At 75.0% G+C, this 19600-nt stretch carries 18 protein-coding genes; 10 read left to right on the top strand and 8 right to left on the bottom strand.

The features are described from left to right. Positions 1-53 precede the first annotated feature (53 nt). Both EDD39_RS38750 and EDD39_RS38745 read left to right on the top strand, forming a co-directional pair. Complete coding sequence (locus EDD39_RS38750) at positions 54-1298, top strand: AAA family ATPase (RefSeq protein ID WP_123564299.1); 1245 nt, start codon at positions 54-56, stop codon at positions 1296-1298. 77 nt (positions 1299-1375) lie between these two features. Next, on the top strand, positions 1376-2596 hold the full coding sequence (locus EDD39_RS38745) for a vWA domain-containing protein (RefSeq protein ID WP_244257549.1): 1221 nt from the start codon (positions 1376-1378) through the stop codon (positions 2594-2596). 59 nt (positions 2597-2655) lie between these two features. Here the strand turns inward: EDD39_RS38745 and EDD39_RS38740 are convergent, their stop codons facing one another. From EDD39_RS38740 to EDD39_RS38720, 4 genes are all read right to left on the bottom strand, one after another. Continuing rightward, a complete protein-coding gene (locus EDD39_RS38740) occupies positions 2656-3522 on the bottom strand; it encodes a 5-oxoprolinase subunit C family protein (protein WP_244257544.1) in 867 nt (288 codons plus the stop codon). Beyond that, complete coding sequence (locus EDD39_RS38735) at positions 3519-4226, bottom strand: 5-oxoprolinase subunit B family protein (RefSeq protein WP_123564297.1); 708 nt, start codon at positions 4224-4226, stop codon at positions 3519-3521. Before EDD39_RS38735 ends, EDD39_RS38740 begins: the two co-directional genes overlap by 4 nt. A gap of 323 nt (positions 4227-4549) precedes the next feature. Beyond that, a complete protein-coding gene (locus EDD39_RS38730) occupies positions 4550-5095 on the bottom strand; it encodes a DUF6114 domain-containing protein (RefSeq protein WP_341869377.1) in 546 nt (181 codons plus the stop codon). Continuing rightward, positions 5085-5714 (bottom strand): DUF6230 family protein, encoded by a 630-nt coding sequence (locus tag EDD39_RS38720; protein WP_030463454.1) that lies wholly within the window; start codon positions 5712-5714, stop codon positions 5085-5087. The genes EDD39_RS38730 and EDD39_RS38720 overlap by 11 nt, the downstream gene beginning before the upstream one ends. A gap of 668 nt (positions 5715-6382) precedes the next feature. Here EDD39_RS38720 and EDD39_RS38715 point away from each other — a divergent pair. Both EDD39_RS38715 and EDD39_RS38710 read left to right on the top strand, forming a co-directional pair. Then, complete coding sequence (locus EDD39_RS38715) at positions 6383-7375, top strand: hypothetical protein (RefSeq protein ID WP_123564296.1); 993 nt, start codon at positions 6383-6385, stop codon at positions 7373-7375. Between the two features lie 224 nt (positions 7376-7599). Next, a complete protein-coding gene (locus tag EDD39_RS38710; RefSeq protein WP_123564295.1) occupies positions 7600-8259 on the top strand; it encodes a Tat pathway signal sequence domain protein in 660 nt (219 codons plus the stop codon). Between the two features lie 92 nt (positions 8260-8351). Here the strand turns inward: EDD39_RS38710 and EDD39_RS38705 are convergent, their stop codons facing one another. Next, a complete protein-coding gene (locus EDD39_RS38705) occupies positions 8352-8954 on the bottom strand; it encodes a helix-turn-helix domain-containing protein (protein ID WP_123564294.1) in 603 nt (200 codons plus the stop codon). Between the two features lie 106 nt (positions 8955-9060). Between EDD39_RS38705 and EDD39_RS38700 the strand changes: the two genes are divergently transcribed. The 5 genes from EDD39_RS38700 (at position 9061) to EDD39_RS38680 (ending at position 14324) form a co-directional block, all read left to right on the top strand. Beyond that, entirely contained in the window at positions 9061-10710 is a 1650-nt protein-coding gene (locus tag EDD39_RS38700; protein ID WP_123564293.1) for an FAD-dependent oxidoreductase, read from the top strand. Positions 10711-10858: 148 nt separating this feature from the next. Beyond that, on the top strand, positions 10859-11332 hold the full coding sequence (locus EDD39_RS38695; protein ID WP_123564292.1) for a hypothetical protein: 474 nt from the start codon (positions 10859-10861) through the stop codon (positions 11330-11332). A 96-nt stretch (positions 11333-11428) separates the two neighbouring features. Continuing rightward, entirely contained in the window at positions 11429-12214 is a 786-nt protein-coding gene (locus tag EDD39_RS38690; protein ID WP_425269695.1) for an electron transfer flavoprotein subunit beta/FixA family protein, read from the top strand. 182 nt (positions 12215-12396) lie between these two features. Continuing rightward, positions 12397-13353, top strand: coding sequence for an electron transfer flavoprotein subunit alpha/FixB family protein (locus EDD39_RS38685; protein WP_123564291.1), 957 nt, complete (start codon positions 12397-12399; stop codon positions 13351-13353). Positions 13354-13487: 134 nt separating this feature from the next. Continuing rightward, positions 13488-14324, top strand: coding sequence for a class I SAM-dependent methyltransferase (locus EDD39_RS38680; protein WP_123564290.1), 837 nt, complete (start codon positions 13488-13490; stop codon positions 14322-14324). Positions 14325-14349: 25 nt separating this feature from the next. On the opposite strand, the gene EDD39_RS38675 is transcribed toward EDD39_RS38680, so the two are convergent. Then, on the bottom strand, positions 14350-14691 hold the full coding sequence (locus tag EDD39_RS38675) for a DUF5713 family protein (RefSeq protein WP_123564289.1): 342 nt from the start codon (positions 14689-14691) through the stop codon (positions 14350-14352). 141 nt (positions 14692-14832) lie between these two features. Next, positions 14833-15861, bottom strand: coding sequence for an Acg family FMN-binding oxidoreductase (locus EDD39_RS38670; protein WP_244257543.1), 1029 nt, complete (start codon positions 15859-15861; stop codon positions 14833-14835). Between the two features lie 257 nt (positions 15862-16118). On the opposite strand from EDD39_RS38670, the gene EDD39_RS38660 reads away from it, so the two are divergent. Continuing rightward, entirely contained in the window at positions 16119-17123 is a 1005-nt protein-coding gene (locus EDD39_RS38660) for an aldo/keto reductase family protein (protein ID WP_123564286.1), read from the top strand. A 42-nt stretch (positions 17124-17165) separates the two neighbouring features. Here the strand turns inward: EDD39_RS38660 and EDD39_RS38655 are convergent, their stop codons facing one another. Continuing rightward, a complete protein-coding gene (locus tag EDD39_RS38655; protein ID WP_279638477.1) occupies positions 17166-19556 on the bottom strand; it encodes an ATP-binding SpoIIE family protein phosphatase in 2391 nt (796 codons plus the stop codon). Positions 19557-19600 lie beyond the last annotated feature (44 nt).

The following is a 19600-nucleotide window of genomic DNA, read 5'->3' as shown; positions in this document are numbered from 1 at the left end:
GCCGCGCCCCCGCACGCCTTCTCCCCGTCCCCGAGCACCCAGGTGGATCACCCGTGACTTCTTCCTCTCCTGTCGTCCCCTCCTTCTCCCCCTCACCCCAACTCGCGCTCGCCGAACGGCTGCTGGGCCTCCTCAAGGAGTCCGCCACCGAGCCCCGCCAGGACCTGCAGATCGAGGCGCTGACCCTCGCGGTGGCCGCCGACCTGCCGGTGCTGCTGTGGGGCGAGCCCGGCATCGGCAAGACCGCCGCGCTGACCCAGCTCGCCACCGAACTCGACCTGCCGCTCACCACCGTGATCGCCAGCGTCCACGAGCCGTCCGACTTCTCCGGCCTGCCGGTGATCGGCGACGACCCCGCCGTGCAGGGCGTGCCGCTGGCGCCGCCGGACTGGGCGGTGCGGCTGGTGCGGCAGGGCCGCGGGCTGCTGTTCCTCGACGAGCTGTCCACCGCCCCGCCGGCCGTGCAGGCCGCGCTGCTGCGCCTGGTGCTGGAGCGGCGCATCGGCGCGCTGCAACTCCCGCCGGGGGTGAGGATCGTGGCGGCGGCGAACCCGCGCGGCTCGGCCGCCGACGGCTGGGAGCTGAGCGCCCCGCTGGCCAACCGCTTCGTCCACCTGGACTGGGTGCACGACGCCGAGGTGGTGGTGCGCGGCCTCGGCGGGGTGTGGCCGCGCGCCGAACTGCCCCGGCTCGATCCCGAACGGCTTCCCGCCGCCGTGGAGTTCGCCCGCCGCGCGGTGTGCGGGCTGCTCACCGTCCGGCCCGAGCTGACCCACCGGCTGCCGAGCGCCGAGACCAGGCGCGGCCGGGCCTGGCCGTCGCCCCGCAGCTGGGAGATGACCATGCGGCTGCTCGCGTTCGGCTCGGCGGCCGGCTCCTCCCGGGAGGTGCTGTCGCTGCTGGTGCGCGGCACCGTCGGCGACGGCCCGGGCCTCGAACTGCTGGCCACCGTCGACCGGTTGGACCTTCCCGCACCCGAGGACCTGCTCGCCGACCCGGCCGCCGCCGTCCTGCCGCAGCGCGGCGACCTGCGGCAGACCGTGCTGGACGGGGTGGTGGCCGCCGTCCGCTCCCGTCCGACCCGCGAACGCTGGGACGCCGCCTGGGCGTTGATGGCCCGGGCCCTGGAGAGCAGCCCGCCGGACGTACTGGTGGTGCCGGTGACCACGCTCGCCTCGCTGCGCCAGGACGCCTGGGAGGTACCGGAGTTGATCAACCGTTTCGCGGGCGCCCTCCAGGTCTCCCGGCGGGCCGAACGCTCGGCGGCCCGGGTCCCGGCCGTCGCGGGCCGCCGGTGAACGCCCCGGTGAGCACCCCGCCGAGCGCCCCGACGGGTGCACGGGCGGGTGCACCGGCGGGTGCGCCGCCGCTCGCGCTGGACACCGAGAAGCTGTTCGCGGCCCGGCTGCACGCCGTCCGGGCCCGTCCGTACCTGGCGACGGCGCTGTTCGCCATGCACGTGGTGGAGTCGTCCCGGGTGCCGACCATGGCGGTGGACCGGCACTGGCGCTGCTACGTCTCGCCCCGCTTCGTCGAGCGCACCTCGGAAGAGGTGCTGGCCTCGGTCTGGGTGCACGAGGTCTCGCACCTGCTGCGCGACCACGCCCGGCGCGGCGACCGGCTGCTGCGCGCGATGGACCGCGAGGGGCCCGGCGCCCGCCTTCAGGTCAACCTGGCGGCGGACTGCGAGATCAACGACGACGCGTTCGGCGACGGCCTGGTCCGGATCCCCGACGCGGTCTACCCGGACACCCTCCGGCTGCCCGCGAACCAGCTGATGGAGGAGTACGCGCGGTGCTTCTCCCTGGACAGCGAGTTCCAGCACCTGGTGTGGCTGGAGTGCGGCAGCGGCGCGGACGGGTGGGAGCGGGAGTGGGACCTCGGCCCGGAGGGCGCGCACGGCTTGAACGACCAGGAGCGCGACCTGGTCCGCTTCCGGGTCGCCCAGGGCATCACGGCCCGGCCCGGCCGGGCCCCCGCGGGCTGGCGGCGCTGGGCCGACGAGGTGTTCCACCCGCCGCAGCCGTGGCGGCAGTTGCTCGGTGCGGCGATCCGCTCCACGGTCGCGGCGGCGGGCGCCGGAGAGGACTACAGCTACGGCCGACCGTCCCGCCGCTCGACCAGCCTGCCCGGGGTGGTGCTGCCCTCGCTGCGCCGCCGCCCTCCCCGGGTCACGGTGGTCGTCGACACCTCCGGCTCGGTCAGCGACCGCGAGTTGGGCTCGGCGCTGCTGGAGACCGCGGCGATCCTGCGCGCACTGGACGGACGGCGCGACCTGGTCTCGGTGATCTCCTGCGACGCGGCCGCCCGGACCGTCCGGGAGGCCGCCGCCGACAGCGGCTGGGTCCTGATCGGCGGTGGCGGCACCGACCTGCGCAACGGCTTCAGCACGGCACTGCGGCGCCGCCCCGCGCCCGACGTCATCGTCGCCCTGACCGACGGCCAGACCCCCTGGCCGAGCTCCCCGCCGCCCTGCCGCACCGTCATCGGCCTGTTCCCCCGCCCGTACACCGGCTCCGTGGCCGACGACGAGGACAACCCCGACTACCGGCCGGACACCCCGCCGGACTGGGCGAAGGTGGTCACCCTCTCCTGACTCGCCCGCCTCCCCTGCTTCTCCGGCCTCTCCGGCCTCCCCTGACCGGCGGCCGCGGCTCAGAGCGGGCGGAAGCGCAGCGTGTCGCCGGGGCGGGCCTGCGCGGCCGCGTCGAGGTCGGCGCGGCGGACCACCGCGACGACCGGGTACCCGCCGGTGACGGGGTGGTCGGCGAGGAACAGGATCGGGCGGCCGGACGGCGGCACCTGCAGCGCGCCGCCCACCATGCCCTCGGAGGGCAGTTCGCCGCTCCGGGCCCGCTCCAGCGCGGGACCGTCCAGCCGCATGCCGACCCGGTCGCTGTCGCCGGTCACGGTGTACGGCTCCCCGTACAGGGTGCGCAGCGCGGCGGCGGTGAACCAGTCGTCGCGCGGCCCGGGGACGACGTGCAGCACCAGTGGTCCGGCCGGTTCGCGCCGCGGGGCGTGCTCGGCGGCGGGCCAGCCGGTGGCGGCGGTGCCGACGGGCAGCAGCCGACCGACGGTCAGCCGTTCGGGGCCGAGGCCCGCGAGGGTGTCGGTGGCACGGGAGCCCAGCACGGCGGGAACGTCCAGGCCGCCGCGGACGGCGAGGTAGACGCGCAGGCCGCGGGTCGGCGTACCGAGGCGCAGCCGGGCCCCGGCGGGCACCGTGAACGGGGTGCGTCCGGCGACCGGGCGCTCGTCCACCCGGGCCGGGCAGTCGGCTCCGGCGAGAGCACAGGTGATGGTGCGGTGGAAGTCCAACTCGACTCCACCGAGCGGCATTTCGAGCCCGGCCACGTCCTCCGGGTTGCCGACCAGCCGGTTGGCGAGACGCAGCGCACCCCGGTCAGCCGCCCCGGAACGCCCCACCCCGAGCGCCGCCAACCCGGGACGCCCCAGATCCTGCACGGTGGCACCGTACCCGGCCCGCACCACCAACAGCCCGGCCGCGACCTCGTTCACCCGTGCCCTCCCCCCTCGCCCTCGCCCGCGTCGCCCTCTTCCCTGCGGTCTCCTCCCCCGCCATCCTCCCTCCCGCCGTCTCCTCCCCCGCCGTCGACCGCGACGAAGCGCACGGCGGTGCCGGGGCGCAGCCGGGTGGGCGGGTCGGCGGTGGTGTCCCAGAGCGGGAGGTCGGTGGTGCCGAGCAGTTGCCAGCCGCCGGGCGAGGTGCGGGGGTAGACGCCGGTGTACTCGTCGGCGACGGCGACCGCGCCGGTGGGGACGCGGGTGCGGGGTTCGGCGCGGCGGGGGACCCGCAGGCGCGGGTCGAGGCCGATGAGGTAGGCGAAGCCGGGGGCGAAGCCGCAGAACGCGACGCGGTAGTGCCCGGCGGTGTGGCGGGCGACGACCTGGCCCGGGGTGAGTCCGGTGAGGCGGGCGACTTCGGCGAGGTCGGGGCCGTCGTAGCGGACCGGGATCAGCACCGTCTCGGCGGCTTCGGCTGGCGGGGCGGCGCGCAGCGGCAGCGCGGTGACGGCGGCGCGCAGGCGCTGCCAGTCGGTGGCGGCCGGATCGTAGTGGACCAGGACGGTGCGGGCGGCGGGGACGAGTTCGCCGACGCCGACGGGCGGGGTGTCGCGCAGGGCGGCGTGCAGCCGCTGGGCCTGTTCGGCGTCCTCGGTCTCGATCAGGACGGCGTCGCTGCCGCACCGCAGTACCCGCACCGCATCCCCCCGTCCGCCGTGTGCGCCGGGCACGGGTGTGCCGCGTGCGTGCGCCGCCGCCACCCGGGCCCGGCGCGCTGTTCCGTCTGTCCACCGGCCGTCAGGTGCCCAAGGTACCAAGCCGCGTGGGCCCCGGACGCATCTGCTGGACGTCGGCTGCCCGACTGCCCGGCTGCCGGTGCTGCGGGCGAGGCCCGACCGCGGCCCCCGCCGTACCGGTACTGCGGGCAAGGCCCGGCCGCGGCCCCCGCCCGCTCGGTGTGCGGGGGCCGCGGCCGGGGCGTCCGACGGTGGCCACGCTCCTCCGCCGGGCGCCTCCCCGGTCAGGCCGGGGTGGCTTCGCGTTTCGCTTCCCGGCGCAGCACGCGGCGGCGACGGGGTTGGTCGGGGAGCCAGCCGAAGGCGAGGCTGCTGCCGATCAGGCCGAGCAGCAGGCCGATGAAGAAGCCGCCGAGGTTGGAGGTGACCCAGGTGCCGAGGGTGGCGAGGGCGGCGAGCACGGAGTAGAAGACCCGCTGGACGGGGTGGAAGATCAGCAGCAGGCCGCAGAGCACCATGAGCGTGGGGACGATGTATCCGGCCAGGCCGAGCATGCCGATGCGGATGACCATGCGCATCGGGGCCTTCTCGGTGAACAGGATCTCGGCGCCGGCCAGGACGACCAGCAGCCCGCCCCAGAAGGGCCGGCGGCCGCGCCAGCCGGCGAAGCCGCGCGGGACGGGCGCCGCAGCGGGGGTCTCGGCGGCCGTTTCGGCGGTGCCGGTGCCGGTGCCGTCGGCCGGGACGCCGGTGGTGGCTGGGGTGTCGGCGGGCCGGGCGGCCGTGGTGTCGGCCGCCCGGTCCGGTGCCGGTCCGGGTTCAGCAGCCATTGCCGCTGAAGCTGAGGTGCATGTTGGGCAGGCGGAAGGTGCCGGCGGTGGTGGCGTAGTTCTGCTGCCGGAAGTGGTCGACCGCCACGGTGTCGCCCTGCTGGCCGAACATTCCGGGCGGGCCGGCCACGCCGCCCTTGTCGAAGGTGCTGGCGTCGCGGCCGACTTCGAGGTTCTTGAACTCGGCGTCACCGCTCATCAGGTCGGAGTCGGTGGTGAGGTTGTCGGCGGTGACGGGGGTGCCCTTGTCGCCGGCCGTGATCAGCAGGTTGATGCCGCCCAGGTTGACGCTCTGGCAGAGCTTGGTCAGGGAGGCCTGCTTGACCACGGTCTGGATCAGGAACAGCTGGCCGCCGGTGTCGCCGGCGTTGGGGCTGTTCTCGATCATGTTGTCGAGGGTGCCGAACTGCTCGAACCCGCTGCCGTCCAGTCTGTCCGCGGTGACCTCGAAGGCCATCCCCGAAATGGCGAACTGGGTGGCCAGGACGTTCTGCGCGGTCAGGGTCACCAGGATGCCCGCGGTGACGCAGGCCGGTACCGCCATGAGTGCGGCGCGGCGCAGTCGGACCCGGCCGCGCCCGGTCGTGGTGGCGGCGGATTGTTCTGCGGAGGGTGCCATGGAGGGCTCCTGAGGGTCGGGTGGGGGATCCGCAGCCCGTCGGCGGTGAGGGCCTGGCGTGGGTGGGATTCGCCAACTGTGGTGCCTGGCAGTTCAGTTGACGATCTTTCTCACAACCGGCGAGCTGACTGGAAGTTACCCCGGGGTACAGGGCGGGTCAATACTTCGCGCACCGTCCGGGAATTCCTGAACCACAGTCAATTCCTGTGACTGGTGGGTCAGTTGAAAACCCGATGTGATCGAACTCCACTCACCTTCCTTCCAACTTCCGCTCTTCTCCTTGACGTTGCCCCGGCAAGCCACCTAGAACTTGGCGAGTACCCGGCGGTAACCAGGCCTCGCGGCCGCACCCACCGGGTCGTTCCCGTTCCGGGCCCGGCGCGCGCTCCCGCACTCCCCCGTATCCCCGTACGGAGGCGCCGCGTTCCCGGTACGGCGGACCGCTCCGGCGCAACGGTGGCAGTCGTGCGCCCTCGGCCCGGTCGCTCGTGGCGTCGAGCGCCCTGATCCCCCGGCCCAACCGCCCACCCGCTCAGCAGCTCGGCATCGCTCGGCACCACCGCCCGGCCCGCCTCGCCCTGCCCTGCTCAGTCGTGCCCCGCTCCGCCCCACCCCGCCTTGCCTTGTCCTTGCTCAGCCCTGTCCCCTGCCGTCAGGAGCCCCCCGCCATGCGCGCCAGCTCGCCCACCCCTGCCGCTTCCACCGTCTCCGCCGCCTCCCCCGCAGCCGCGCCCCGCCGCCGGCGCCGCCGCCTGCTGCCACCGGCCGCCGTCCTCGCCGGCGCCGCGCTGCTGGCCGGTGTCACCCCGGGACCCGCCTCCGCCGCCACCACGGCGGCGCCCGGCGCGCCGTACACCGGCATGGGCAACTGTCCGGTCGCCGCGCCCGCCATGACCAACCCGGAGAACCTCCAGGTCGGCTGCCTGGTGTCGGTGACCAACGCCGGGAAGTTCACCCTCGGCAGCACCGTGGTGGCGTTCAACTCGCCGATCACGCTGCAGTTCGGCTTCTACTGGGACAAGTCCGCGCCCGAGGTGTCGTTCCCGGACGGCAGCAGCGCCAACCAGTACACCGTGGTGCCGCCCACCAGCGCGCCGCTGCTCAGCGCGCCCATGGTGCAGATCAACATCCCGGGCATCCAGAACTTCCTGCCGGGCATCACCAGTGTCTTCGCGCAGGTCGAACTCGCGGGTCCGGTCACCAAGTTCACGCCGCTGGCGACCGGCGAGCCGTACCCGGTGTTCCAGCTGCCGATCAAACTGCACCTGTACAACGCGCTGTTCGGCGCGCACTGCTACGTCGGCTCGGACTCCGCCCCGCTGCTGCTCAAGCCGACCACCGGCGCGACCACCCCGACCGGCTCCACCCCGCCGATGACCGGCGACCCGGGCACCCTGGGCTACGACCCGGACCCCAACGGGCACAACGCGCTGGTCATTTCGGAGACCAACGCCTCCCTGGTCGACAACACCTTCGCGGTGCCCGGCGCCAGCGGCTGCGGCCTGCTCGGCTCGCTGAACCAGATCATCGACTGGACGATGGGCCTGCCCGCCGCGCCCGGCAAGGACTCGGTGAGCTTCCAGCAGACCAACGCGTCCTTCGTCCTGGACACCGACGTCGCCGACCTCTCCGCCGCGCTGCGCGACAGCGCCGCGCACTGACGGCCCGCCGTCCCGCACCCACCCGGTCCCGCCGGTCCGCACCCGCCCCGTCCCGTTCCGCTCCGTCCCACCGGGCCGTCCAGCGCCACCCCGTTCCGTCCGCTCCACCCTCCCCCACGAACCCGTGCCCGCCCCCGTCCCCAGCGCGGGGCCCGCACGCGCTCCGGCGACCGCGCCGGGGCAGCTCCGTCCGCTCCGCCCCACCCACCGGAAGGAACACCCTCATGCGCAACCGCCTCGCCGCCGGCCTCGCGGCCCTCACCGCCGCCGGCGCCCTGCTCGTCCTCCCGGCCGTCCCGGCCAGCGCGGCCGGCACCCCGGTGCTGACCATCGCCGGTACCGGCACGGCCGTCGGGGTCGGCGACACGCTGGCCGCGAACCTGGTCAGCGGCACCTACGCCACCATGTACAACCCGGGCACCACCACCGGCGTCAAGTGCTCCGGCTCCACCATCGGCGGCAGCGTCGCCGCCAACCCGCTCGCCACCGGCTCCGCCACCGCGTCCGGCCCGGTCGGCACCCTGACCTTCTCGGGCTGCACCTCCAACGTGGTGGGCGTCACCGGCGTGAACAGCCTCACCATGAACAACCTGCCCTACACCCTGAGCATCTCCGACTCCGCCGGGTTCCCGGTCAGCCTGAGCGGCTCCATCCAGGCCGCGGTCAGCCTCAAGACCCTGGCCGGCAACGCCCTGTGCACCTACTCCTCGACCGGCGGCGCCCTCAACGGCAACGCCACCAACACCCCGCCGCAGATCAACATGGCCAACCAGGCCTTCACCAAGCTGACCGGCCCGAGCATCTGCTTCGCCAGCATCAGCTTCTCGGCGTCCTACGGCCCGGTCACCGACACCACCCTGGGCGGCACCGTCTTCGTCAACTGACGCCGCCACCACCCGCGGTGCACATCACCGCACCCCGCACACCCGGACGCCGCGCCCACCCCTCGGGCGCGGCGTTCCGCGCTGACGGTCCGTCAGTCCTCTTCCCTCGCAGCCTTGTTCGCGGTCCTGGCCCGCACGTGCACCCGCTCCCCCTGCGGGCCGAACAGGCTGAGGAACTCCACCGGCACCCGGCCCGCGTTGGTGAACAGGTGCGGCGTCCGGGTGTCGAACTCCGCCGCCTCGCCCGCCTTCAGCACCACCTCGTGCTCGCCCAGCTTCAGCAGCAGCTCCCCGGAGAGCACGTACAGCCACTCGTGGCCCTCGTGGGTGCGCTGCTCGCAGTTCTCCCGACTGCTGCCCGCGGGGACGACCATCTTGTACGCCTGCATGCCGCCGAGGTTGCGGGCCAGCGGCAGGTACGTCCAGCCGTGCCGGACGAACGGGCGCAGCCGCACCCGGGGGTCGCCGGTGGGCGGGGCGTCGACCAGTTCGTCCAGCGCCACGCCGTGCGCGCGGGCCAGCGGCAGCAGCAGTTCCAGGGTCGGCCGCCGCCCGCCGGACTCCAGCCGGGACAGCGTGCTGACCGAGATGCCGGTCTGCTCGCTCAGCTGCGCCAGCGTGGTGCCGTGCTGCTGCCGGATCGCCCGCAGCCGGGGGCCGACTCCCGTCAGCACCGCCTCGAAGTCCTCGCCCATCGCCTCGCTCCTCTCCGGCTTCGCCACTCCTCCATCTGCCACCCCTCCATTTGCTACCTCAGCAACATTGTTTGTCAATCCGGCGAACCCGGCGCACCATCGGAGCATGACCACGACGCACCCGCACGAGCACTCCCAGCAGCACCCGCAGCAGCCCTCGCGCCCCGCCCGCCACCACGACGTCCTGGTCGTCGGAGGCGGCGCCGCCGGGCTCAGCGGCGCCCTCACCCTGGCCCGGGCCCGCCGCTCCGTCCTGGTGGTCGACGCGGGCCGCCCGCGCAACGCGCCCGCCGAGGGCATCCACGGCCTGCTCGGCCGCGAGGGCCTCCCGCCCGCCGAGCTGGTCGCCCTGGGCCGGGCCGAAGTCGCCTCGTACGGCGGCGAGTTCCACGACGCGGAGGTGCTCGGCATCCACCGCGAGGAGGACGGCGGCTTCCGCGCCGAACTGTCCGACGGCACCGCCGTGCACGCCCGCCGGCTGCTGCTGACCACCGGCACCACCGACCTGCTGCCCGAGGTGCCCGGCCTGGCCGAGCGCTGGGGGCACCAGGTGGTGCACTGCCCGTACTGCCACGGCTGGGAGGTCCGCGACCGGAAGATCGCCGTGCTGGCCACCAACCCGGCCATCGCCGTCCACCAGGCCCTGCTGTGGCGGCAGTGGAGCGACGACGTCACGCTGCTCGCGCACACCAGCGCGCCGTTCGACGAGCAGCAGCGGCGCGAACTGGCCGCCCGCGGCGTGACCGTGGTGCCCGGCGAGGTGGCCGCGCTGCTGCCCGAGGACGGCCCCGACAGCGCCACCGACGGCGCCGGGCTGACCGGGGTCCGGCTGGCCGACGGCACCGTGGTGGCCTGCGAGGCGCTGGCCGTCGGCACCGAGATGACGGTGACCGCGCCGTTCCTGGCCGAGCTGGGCCTGGCGGCCACCGACCTGGACTTCGGTGGCGTCCGGTTCGCCACCCGGCTGGCCACCACCGACCCGACGGGCGCCACCGGCGTCCCCGGCGTCTGGGCGGCGGGCAACCTGACCGACCCGGCCGCTCAGGTCGCCATCGCCGCCGCGGACGGACTGCGGGCGGCCGCCGCGATCAACGCCGACCTGGTCGCCGAGGAGACCCGGCTGGCCGTCGACGCGGTCGAGTTCTGGGAGAAGCGGTACGGCGAGAGCGAGCAGATCTGGAGCGGCCGCCCGAACGCCTCACTGACCGTGCAGGCCGCCGGCCTGGCGCCCGGCCGGGCGCTGGACCTGGGCTGCGGCGAGGGCGGGGACGCGATCTGGCTGGCCAAGCAGGGCTGGCAGGTCACCGCCGTCGACATCTCGCAGGTCGCGCTCGACCGGGCGGCCGCCCGGGCCGCCGTCGAGGGCGTCGCCGACCGGATCGACTGGCAGCGCGTCGACCTGGCGCACGCCTTCCCGTCCGGCGGGTACGACCTGGTCTCGGCGCAGTTCCTGCACTCCCCCGCCGAGTTCCCGCGCGAGCGGGTGCTGCGCCGGGCCGCCGCGGCCGTCGACCCCGACGGCACGCTGCTGATCACCAGCCACGCCGCGTTCCCGGCCAAGCACGACCACCCGCACCCCGACATGCACTTCCCCACCCCCGAAGAGATGCTCGCCGCCCTGCGGCTCGACCCGTCCGGCTGGACCGTCGAACTCGCCGAGGAGCACGCCCGGCACGACCACCCCGGGCACCCCGTCACCGACCCGGACGCCCGCCCGCACCGCGACTCCACCCTCCGCCTGCGCCGCAAGGGCTGACCGCACCCGCCCCCGGGGCCGCCGCCGTGCCCGCCCGCACGCGGCGGCCCCGCCCGCGTCCGCCTTCCACCCGTTCCGCCCGTTCCATCCGCCGCATTCGTCCAGCGGCCTGACAAACCTGACGCGCCGTCAGCCCTATGATCGCGGCGTGCCCGCTCTCCGCAAGGCCCTGGCCAACCACGAGGACGCACTGCTGCGCCTGCTGTCGATCGCCTTCCGGGTCGCCGCCGTCCTGCTGCTGCCCTGGATCGTCGACCTCGCCCTGAACGTCCGGGGCCACTTCGGGGCCCGCAACCTCTCCAACGCCTGGGTCTGGCTCGACCTGATCGAGGCCGCCTCGCTGCTGCTGCTCGCCGCCCTGGTCCGCCGCCGCCACCGCACCACCAGCCCGATCGCCTCCGCGACCGCCGTCCTGCTCGGCATGGACGCCTTCTTCGACCTCTGGTCCGCCCACCGCGGCGAGGCCTTCCGCACCGCCGAGCTCCTCGCCTACGCCGCCGAACTCCCCAGCGCCGCCCTGCTCGCCGCCCTCTCCTGGTACTCGCTGCGCTGGGCCGCCGGCCTCCACCCCGTGCCCGCGCCCGCCCGTACCCGCCGCCCGGCCCCGCCCACTGGGAACTGAGTCCCCCCTCACACCCCCGCAAGAGTGGATCCATGGCACGGAGTGTGGTCTAGTGGGGGTACTCAGTTCCCTCCCGCATGAAAGGACAAGGTGGCCGTGAGCTTGAGGATCGTTGTCTGTGTGAAGTACGTGCCCGACGCGACCGGTGACCGTCGCTTCGCGGACGATGCCACCACCGACCGGGAGGGCGTGGACGGCCTCCTGTCGGAGCTGGACGAGTACGGCGTCGAGCAGGCGCTGCGGATCGCGGAGGCCAACGAGGGCGCCGAGGTGACGGTGCTCACCGTGGGCCCGGACGACGCGAAGGACGCGCTGCGCAAGGCGCTGTCGATGGGCGCGGACAAGGCCGTGCACGTCAACGACGACGACATCCACGGCACGGACGCGCTCGGGACCTCGGCGATCCTGGCGGCCGCGCTGGAGAAGACCGGCTACGACCTGGTGGTGTGCGGCATGGCCTCCACCGACGGCACCATGGGCGTGCTGCCCGCGCTGCTGGCCGAGCGCCTGGGCGTGCCGCAGGCCACGCTGCTGTCGGAGGTGGCGGTGGCCGGGGGCAGGGTGAGCGGTCGCCGGGACGGCGACGCGGCCACCGAGCAGGTCGAGGCGGCGCTGCCCGCGGTGGTCTCGGTCACCGACCAGTCCGGCGAGGCCCGCTACCCCTCGTTCAAGGGCATCATGGCGGCGAAGAAGAAGCCGGTGCAGTCCCTGGACCTGGACGACCTGGGCATCGACGCCGACACCGTCGGCCTGGCCGGCGCCTGGACGAAGGTCGAGGACGTCACCGCCCGCCCCGCCCGCACCAAGGGCGTCATCGTGACCGACGAGGGCGAGGGCGGCAAGCAGCTCGCCGCCTACCTCGCCGAGCAGAAGTTCATCTGACCGACCGCGCCACCGCGCCCGGCCCGGCGGCCGCCACTCCGAGCCCCAGTCGCTCGACCGGCGGCCGCTCGACCGGCGGCCGACCCGGCCGGAGCACCCCGTCGATGGACAACGCCGCCGCAGGAAAGCCCACCTGACGGCCCGTCACCCCTTCTTTCACGCATCCCCAGGAGCCACCGACCATGACCGAGATCCTGGTCCTCGTCGACCACGCCGACGGCGCCGTGCGCAAGCCCGCCCTCGAACTGCTGACCCTCGCCCGCCGCCTGGGCACCCCCTCCGCCGTCGTCCTCGGCGCCGGCCCGGCCGCCGCCGACATCGCCGCCAAGGCCGCCGAGTACGGCGCCGCCAAGGTCTACACCGCCGACGCCGAGGAGTTCACCTCCCAGCTGGTGGTGCCCAAGGTCGACGCGCTGACCCAGATCGCCAAGGACACCGGCGCCGCCGCCGTCCTGGTCACCTCCTCCGGCGAGAACAAGGAGGTCGCCGCCCGCACCGCCCTGCGCCTGGGCTCCGGCCTGATCACCGACGCCGTCGACGTCGAACAGGGCACCGGCGGCCCCGTCGCCACCCAGTCGGCGTTCGCCGCGTCCTTCCAGGTCAAGTCGACCGTCACCACCGGCGCCCCGGTCATCACCGTCAAGCCCAACAGCACCGCCCCCGAGCCCGCCCCCGCCGCCGGCGAGGTGCAGAACGTCACCGTGGCACTCAGCGGCAACGCTGCCACCGTCACCGCCCGCACCCCGCGCGTGTCCACCGGCCGCCCCGAGCTGACCGAGGCCGCCATCGTGGTCTCCGGCGGCCGCGGCGTCGGCGCCGCCGACGGCTTCACCGTCGTCGAGGACCTCGCCGACGCCCTCGGCGCCGCCGTCGGCGCCTCCCGCGCCGCCGTCGACGCCGGCTGGTACCCCCACAGCAGCCAGGTCGGCCAGACCGGCAAGCAGGTCTCCCCCCAGCTCTACGTCGCCGCCGGCATCTCCGGCGCCATCCAGCACCGCGCCGGCATGCAGACCAGCAAGACCATCGTCGCCGTCAACAAGGACCCCGAAGCCCCCATCTTCGAACTCGTCGACTACGGCGTCGTCGGCGACCTCTTCACCGTCCTCCCCCAGCTCACCGGCGAGGTCAAGGCCGGCTGACCCACAGCCGTCCCGGCCCCGTCCGAAGGGCGCGACCACCCCGGTCGCGCCCTTCCGCCGTCCCCACCCCCGCCCCGCCCGTCCCGCCCTCCTCGCTACGATCGCCCACAGAGCACCGGAACGAGGGGGTACTTGTGCCGCAGAGCGCACCGCCGACCACGGCCTTCGACACCAACGAGCGCACCGCCTGGGCCGGGCACGGCGCCGTCTACGCCGCCTCGTTCGGCCGGCTCTGCGCCCGCCCGGCGGGCCGACTCCTGGACGCGGCAGGCGTGTCCGCGCACCACCGGGTGCTGGACGTCGGCACCGGGCCGGGCACCGTCGCCGCGGCGGCGGTGGCCCGCGGCGCCCTGGTCACTGCCGTCGACGCCGAGCCGAGCATGCTCGAACTCGTCCGCCGCAACGTCCCGCAGGCCCGCAGCGGCCTCGCCACCCTCCCCGAACTGCCGTTCCCGGAGGGCGAGTTCGACGCGGTGGTGGCCAACTTCGTCCTCAACCACGTCGGTCGGCCGCTGCTCGCGCTGGCCGAGCTGCGGCGCGTGCTGCGCCCGGGCGGTCGGCTCGCCGTCACCATCTGGTCGGGCAGCCCCGCCCCGGGGCAGACGCTGCTCCCGCGCGCCCTGCAGGCGGCCGGCGCGGTCCGTCCGCCGCACCTGGGGCCGCTCGACCCGGCCGACGACTTCGCCCGCACCCCCGAGGGGCTGGCCGGGCTGCTCACCACCGCCGGACTGCGCGACGCCCACGGCCGCACCCTCGACTTCGACCACGCCACCACCCTGGACGAGTGGTGGAGCGGCCCGGCAGCCGGGGTCGCCACCGTCGGACTGACCCTGCTCGCCCAGCCGCCCGCCGTCCGGGCCGAGGCCCGCCGCCACTACGAGCGGCTCGCCGAGGAGTACCGCACCGACCCGGCGCAGCCGGACGCCCTGCTGCTCCCGCACCGCGCCCTGCTGGCGTCCGCCACCCGCTGAGCGCCCCCGGACCGGCCCCGCGGCCTCACCAGTCGCGGGGTTCGACCAGTTCCTCCAGGTCGGCGTCCGGGAAGCCGTACGCCCCGGCGAGGTACCCGAAGTCCACCGCGATCGTGTCGCGCGCGACGGTCTCGATATCGCTGTCGGCCGCGTAGAACTCCTCCGCCAGCAGGTTGAACTGCTCCGTCGCGGCGTGCGTCAGCACGTACAACTCCTCCAACCCGCGCGGAGGTTCGGCCTCGATCCGCTCGCACAGCGCGTGCAGGATGTCGCCGCCCTTGGCCACCAGGTGCGCCGGGTAGTACCCGTCCCCGCGCATCGGGCGCAGGAACTCGTACCCCGCCATCCGCTCGTTCGTGATCGCCATGCCGCCGCTCCGTCCACCGGGTCCACTGGGGAAGTCCTCCGGCCGATGATGCCCCCGCCCACCGACAACAGGCCGACAGCAGGTCGGCGGCAGACCGACAGCAGCCGGAACCCGCCGGAGCCCCTCCCGAACGGGGCGCCGTCAGCGGTCCCCGGCCGGGTCGCGCAGCAGGTCGTCGACGCTACGGCGCGGGGTGGCCGCCCCGGGCGGGCCGTAGCCGACCCGCAGCACCACCTGGACGGTGCCGACGCCGCTGTCGGGGTCGCGCAACCGCCAACGGGTCTGCGGCAGTTCGACGGCCTGGTGGAGCACCGAGACCCGCAGCCCGCGGGCGGTCGCCACCAGCCAGACCCGTTCCATCGCCTGCCCGGCCCGCAGCCAGTCCGCCACCGTGTCGCCCCGGGTGGCGATGGTCGCCAGCTGCGGCAGCGCCTCGAAGCGCTCCGCGTGCACGGGCCCGCGCCCGGCGAAGTCCCGTACGGGGACCCGGGCTTCGTGGTCCTGCGGGCCGAGCGCCCGTTCCGGGATGCCGTCCTCGAGGCGGGCGGCCGAGGCCGCGCGCAGCCAACTCCCGGTCTCCGCCCGGCGGGCGGCGTCCCCGGCGATCCGGGCCTCGGCCTCCGCGGTCAGCGCCAGCACCCGGCGCGCCTCGGCCTCCTCCAGTACGTCCAGCACGGTATCCTCGTCGGCGGCGGCCTCGATCAGCTCACCGATCACCGCCTCGGGCACGTCCCGGTTCCCGAACGGCTCGCGGCTGGAGTGCCGTTGGCCGATCGCCTCGGCCAACTCGGCCAGATCGCCCGGCTCCTGGGGAGCTCCGCGCGGCCCGAAGCGCACCACCGCCACCGGTTCGGCCGGCTCGACCGGGCCCGGCGCCAGGTCCAACTCCTCGACGGGAAACCCGAGTCGGGCCGCCGCCACCCGCAGGTTGAACAGTGCCGCCCCGACCGACAGCAGCATGCCCCGCCCGTCCGGGTCCGCCAGCGGCACCGCCCGCGCCGGGTCGGCGAACACCAGCACCCCGGGCCCGTCCCCGGCCGGCCGGAACCACCACGGCTGCGCGTTGTGCAGCGACGGCGCGGCCCCGGCCGCCGCGACCAGCTCCCGCAGCTCCGCCGGGCTCGGCCCGCCCGGCCTCCCGTCCATCGTTCCCGCCGTCGACCCGGTCATCGCGGATCACTCCTCGCCGCATCCTCGTCGGATCCCACACGTCCGTGTCTTGAGCCTGCGCCCGGCCCCGCCCCGCCCGGTAGGGCCCAAAGGCCCGGCCCCGGCGACCTCCGCCCCCCCCGGCAACCTCCACCCCTCGCCCCTCGCCCCTCGTCCCTCGTCCCTCGCCCCTCGTCCCTCGCCCCGGCGGCACCCGCCCCCGCCCGTCCCGGCGCCGGTACCACCCGCTCCGCCGCCGCTGACGTACGGTACGGGTCATGGAATTCCGCCACCTGGGCCGCAGCGGCCTGATCATCAGTGAGATCGCGTACGGGAACTGGCTCACCCACGGCTCCCAGGTCGAGGAGGAGACCGCGGGCGCCTGCATCCGCGCCGCCCTCGACGCCGGGATCACCACCTTCGACACCGCCGACGTCTACGCCGAGACCCGCGCCGAGTCGGTCCTCGGCCGGGCCCTGAAGGGCGAGCGCCGCGAGGGGCTGGAGATCCTCACCAAGGTGTTCTGGCCGACCGGCCCCGGCCGCAACGACCGGGGCCTGGGGCGCAAGCACGTCATGGAGTCGATCGACGGCTCGCTGCGCCGCCTGCAGACCGACTACGTGGACGTCTACCAGGCCCACCGCTACGACCCCTCCACCCCGCTGGAGGAGACCATGGAGGCGTTCGCCGACGTGGTCCGCTCCGGCAAGGCGCTGTACATCGGCGTCTCCGAGTGGACGGCCGACCAGATCCGGGCCGGCCACGCGCTGGCCCGCGAGCTGCGCGTCCCGTTCGTCTCCAGCCAGCCCCAGTACAGCGCGCTGTGGCGGGTCATCGAGGGTGAAGTGGTGCCCACCTGCGAGGAGTTGGGCATCGGCCAGGTGGTCTGGTCGCCGATCGCGCAGGGCGTGCTGACCGGCAAGTACAAGCCGGGCGCCGAGCCCCCGGCCGGCTCCCGGGCCACCGACGAGAAGGGTGGCGCGAACTTCGTCGCCCGCTGGCTGCGGCCCGAGGTACTGGAGCGCGTCCAGCAGCTGCAGCCGCTCGCCGCGGAGGCCGGGCTGTCGCTCGCCCAGCTCGCCGTCGCCTGGGTGCTGCAGAACCCGAACGTCTCCGCCGCGATCATCGGCGCCTCCCGCCCCGAGCAGGTCACCGAGAACGTCAAGGCCGCGGGCGTGAAGCTGGAGCCCGCCCTGCTCGCCCGGATGGACGAGATCCTGTCCCCCGTCGCCGAGTTCGACCCGGCCCGGACCGCGGAGAACGCCCCCAAGACCCGCCCCTGAGCCCCCCGGACGGCCGCCCCTGCCCGGGGCGGCCGCTCCCCGCTACCCGGGCAGCTCCCCCTCCCCCGCCGACCCTTCCCGCACCGCCCCTCCCCCGTCCGCCCCCTCCTGCCCCTCTCCCTCCGGCAGCTCCCCCTCCGGCAGCTCCTGCTGCGCCCAGATGGTCTTCCCGTGCCGGGCGAACCGGGTGCCCCAGCGCTGCGCCAGCTGCCCGATGATGAACAGCCCCCGGCCGCCCTCGTCGGTGGACTTGGCCCGCCGCAGGTGCGGGGTGCTGTCGGAGCTGTCCGACACCTCGCAGATCAGGCCCCGGTCGTTGATCAGCCGCAGCCGGATCGGCGACTTCCCGTACCGGATCGCGTTCGTCACCAGCTCGCTGACGATCAGGTCGGTGGCGAACTCCAGCTCCGTCAACCCCCAGGCGGCGAGCTGGTGTTCGGCCAGCCGCCGGGCGGTGCGCACCACCGCCGGGTCCTCCGGCAGGGTCCACACCGCGACCTTGTCGTCCGGCAGCCCCAGGGTGCGCACCAGCAGCAGCACGGCGTCCTCGCGCTGGCGTTCCGGCAGCAGCGCGTACACCGCCTGGTCGCACAGCTGCGCCAGCTCCTCCTCGCCGGCCCGGGCCAGTACCCGTTGCAGCACCGCCCGTCGCCCCTCCCCCGGCCCGACCGGCAGCACCTCGTCCAACCCGCCGCGCTCCGCCCCCGCGCCCTCCCCGGCCCCCGTGCCCTCCCTGACCCCCGTCCGCCGCGGCGGCCCGGACATCAGCCCGTTGGTGTACAGCGCCAGGACGCTGCCGACCGGCAGTTCCGCGACCCGCGTCTCGTAGCAGCCGTCGCCGCAGCCCAGCGGCAGCCCGGGTTCGACCGGGAACGGCACCGGCACGCCGTCGGGGCCGACCACGACCGGTCCGGGGTGTCCGGCGGAGGCGGCGGTGCAGGTCCGGCCGATCGGGTCGTAGACCAGGTACAGGCAGGACGCCAGCCCGTCCGGCAGGCTGTCCGCGCCGGCCGGCAGGCTGCCCCGCTGCTCGTCGGTCAGCACCCGGGCCGCGTCGTCCAGCCGCACCAGCAGCTCGTCCGGCGCGAGGTCCTGGACGGCCAGCGTCCGCAGCGCGGTGCGGACCTGTCCCATCACGGCGGCGGCCTCGATCCCGGTGCCGGTGACCGAGCCGATCGCCAGCCCGACCCGGGCGGCGGACAGCGGCACCACGTCGTACCAGTCGCCGCCCGGCCCGACCACGCCGGGCAGGTACACGTGCGCGCTCTGCACGGCGCTCAGCTCCACCGGTTCCCGGGGCAGCAGTTGGCGCTGCAGGGTGGTGGCGATCGAGCGTTCCCGGGCGTAGCTGCGGGCCTTGTCGATGGACATCGCGCCGCGCGAGGCGAGCTCGACGGCCAGTTCCAGGTCGTCCTGGTCGAACGGCTCCGGGCGCCGGTGCCGGTAGAGCGCCAGCACGCCCAGCACGGCGTCGTGCACCACCAGCGGCGCGACGATCATCGAGTGCACGCCGAGCCCGGTCAGCCGCCGTCCCCGCTCGGGGTCGGAGGCCAGCCACTGCTCCTCGCCGCCCAGCCCGCGGATCAGCCGGGGCCGCCCGTCCTCGAGCGACTGGCTGTAGGGCGTCGGCGCCCCGTAGGTGGACAGCGCGCCGTGCGGGACGGGGCCGGGCGAGGGCCCGGCGGGGCCGGCGCCGTGCACGGACCGGTAGGCGGCCCGGCGCAGCGGGGCGCCGGGGTCGATCGGGCCGGTGCGCAGCGGCAGTCCGCGCAGGGGTTCGTCGAGCAGGTCGACGGTGGCGGAGTCGGCGAAGCGCGGGACGGCGACGTCGGTGAGTTCCTGGGCGGAGCCGATGGCGTCGAGGGAGGCGCCGAGGCTGCGGTGGGCGCTGTGCAGGATGTCGAGCCGGTCGAGGGCGGTCTGCTGTTCGGTGACGTCCTCGACGGCGGCGACCAGGTAGGGGCTGCCGGTGTCGGAGAGGATCCGGAAGAAGGAGATCGCGCCGACCATCTCGTGCCGGGGGTCGGCGGGCATCCGGCCGCGCACCAGGTGTTCGCGGACGTAGCCGCCGTCCTGGAGGGCGTGGCGGGCGAGTGCCTCGAGTTCGCCCCGGTCGAAGCCGGGGGCGAAGTCGGCGGGTTGGTGGCCGACGATGTCGCTGCCGGGCATGCCGCGGACGCCGCGGGCGGCGCCGTTGTAGCGGATCACCCGCAGGTCGTGGTCGAGCAGGTAGAGGCCGATCGGTGCCTGGGCGAACAGCGCGTCGAGCAGCGCCGCGTCGACCTGCCCGCCCTCCCCGCTGCCCACCGGCCCCCGCACCACCCCCTCCCGCGCCCCGTCCTCGCCGCCCCTGTCCGTCCTGCCGTCCGGACCGCCGCCCCTGCCCGTCATGCCACCCCTGCCCGTCACGCCGTCCTGACCGTCGCCGTCCATGCCGTTCCTCCCTGTGCGGTCCCTCCTGCCCTCGTCCCTCCTGC

Source organism: Kitasatospora cineracea (assembly GCF_003751605.1).
In the GTDB taxonomy this organism is placed as follows: domain Bacteria; phylum Actinomycetota; class Actinomycetes; order Streptomycetales; family Streptomycetaceae; genus Kitasatospora; species Kitasatospora cineracea.
Note: the sequence above shows the minus strand (reverse complement) of the source record. Positions and strands in the feature narration are given on the sequence as shown.

Coding starts and splice junctions, on each gene's coding strand:
- EDD39_RS38720 (WP_030463454.1), bottom strand. CDS start 5,714: ATGGCACCCTCCGCAGAACAATCCGCCGCCACCACGACCGGGCGCGGC.
- EDD39_RS38660 (WP_123564286.1), top strand. CDS start 16,119: ATGGAATTCCGCCACCTGGGCCGCAGCGGCCTGATCATCAGTGAGATC.
- EDD39_RS38675 (WP_123564289.1), bottom strand. CDS start 14,691: ATGGCGATCACGAACGAGCGGATGGCGGGGTACGAGTTCCTGCGCCCG.
- EDD39_RS38730 (WP_341869377.1), bottom strand. CDS start 5,095: ATGGCTGCTGAACCCGGACCGGCACCGGACCGGGCGGCCGACACCACG.
- EDD39_RS38670 (WP_244257543.1), bottom strand. CDS start 15,861: ATGACCGGGTCGACGGCGGGAACGATGGACGGGAGGCCGGGCGGGCCG.
- EDD39_RS38685 (WP_123564291.1), top strand. CDS start 12,397: ATGACCGAGATCCTGGTCCTCGTCGACCACGCCGACGGCGCCGTGCGC.
- EDD39_RS38700 (WP_123564293.1), top strand. CDS start 9,061: ATGACCACGACGCACCCGCACGAGCACTCCCAGCAGCACCCGCAGCAG.
- EDD39_RS38715 (WP_123564296.1), top strand. CDS start 6,383: ATGCGCGCCAGCTCGCCCACCCCTGCCGCTTCCACCGTCTCCGCCGCC.
- EDD39_RS38710 (WP_123564295.1), top strand. CDS start 7,600: ATGCGCAACCGCCTCGCCGCCGGCCTCGCGGCCCTCACCGCCGCCGGC.
- EDD39_RS38705 (WP_123564294.1), bottom strand. CDS start 8,954: ATGGGCGAGGACTTCGAGGCGGTGCTGACGGGAGTCGGCCCCCGGCTG.
- EDD39_RS38655 (WP_279638477.1), bottom strand. CDS start 19,556: ATGGACGGCGACGGTCAGGACGGCGTGACGGGCAGGGGTGGCATGACG.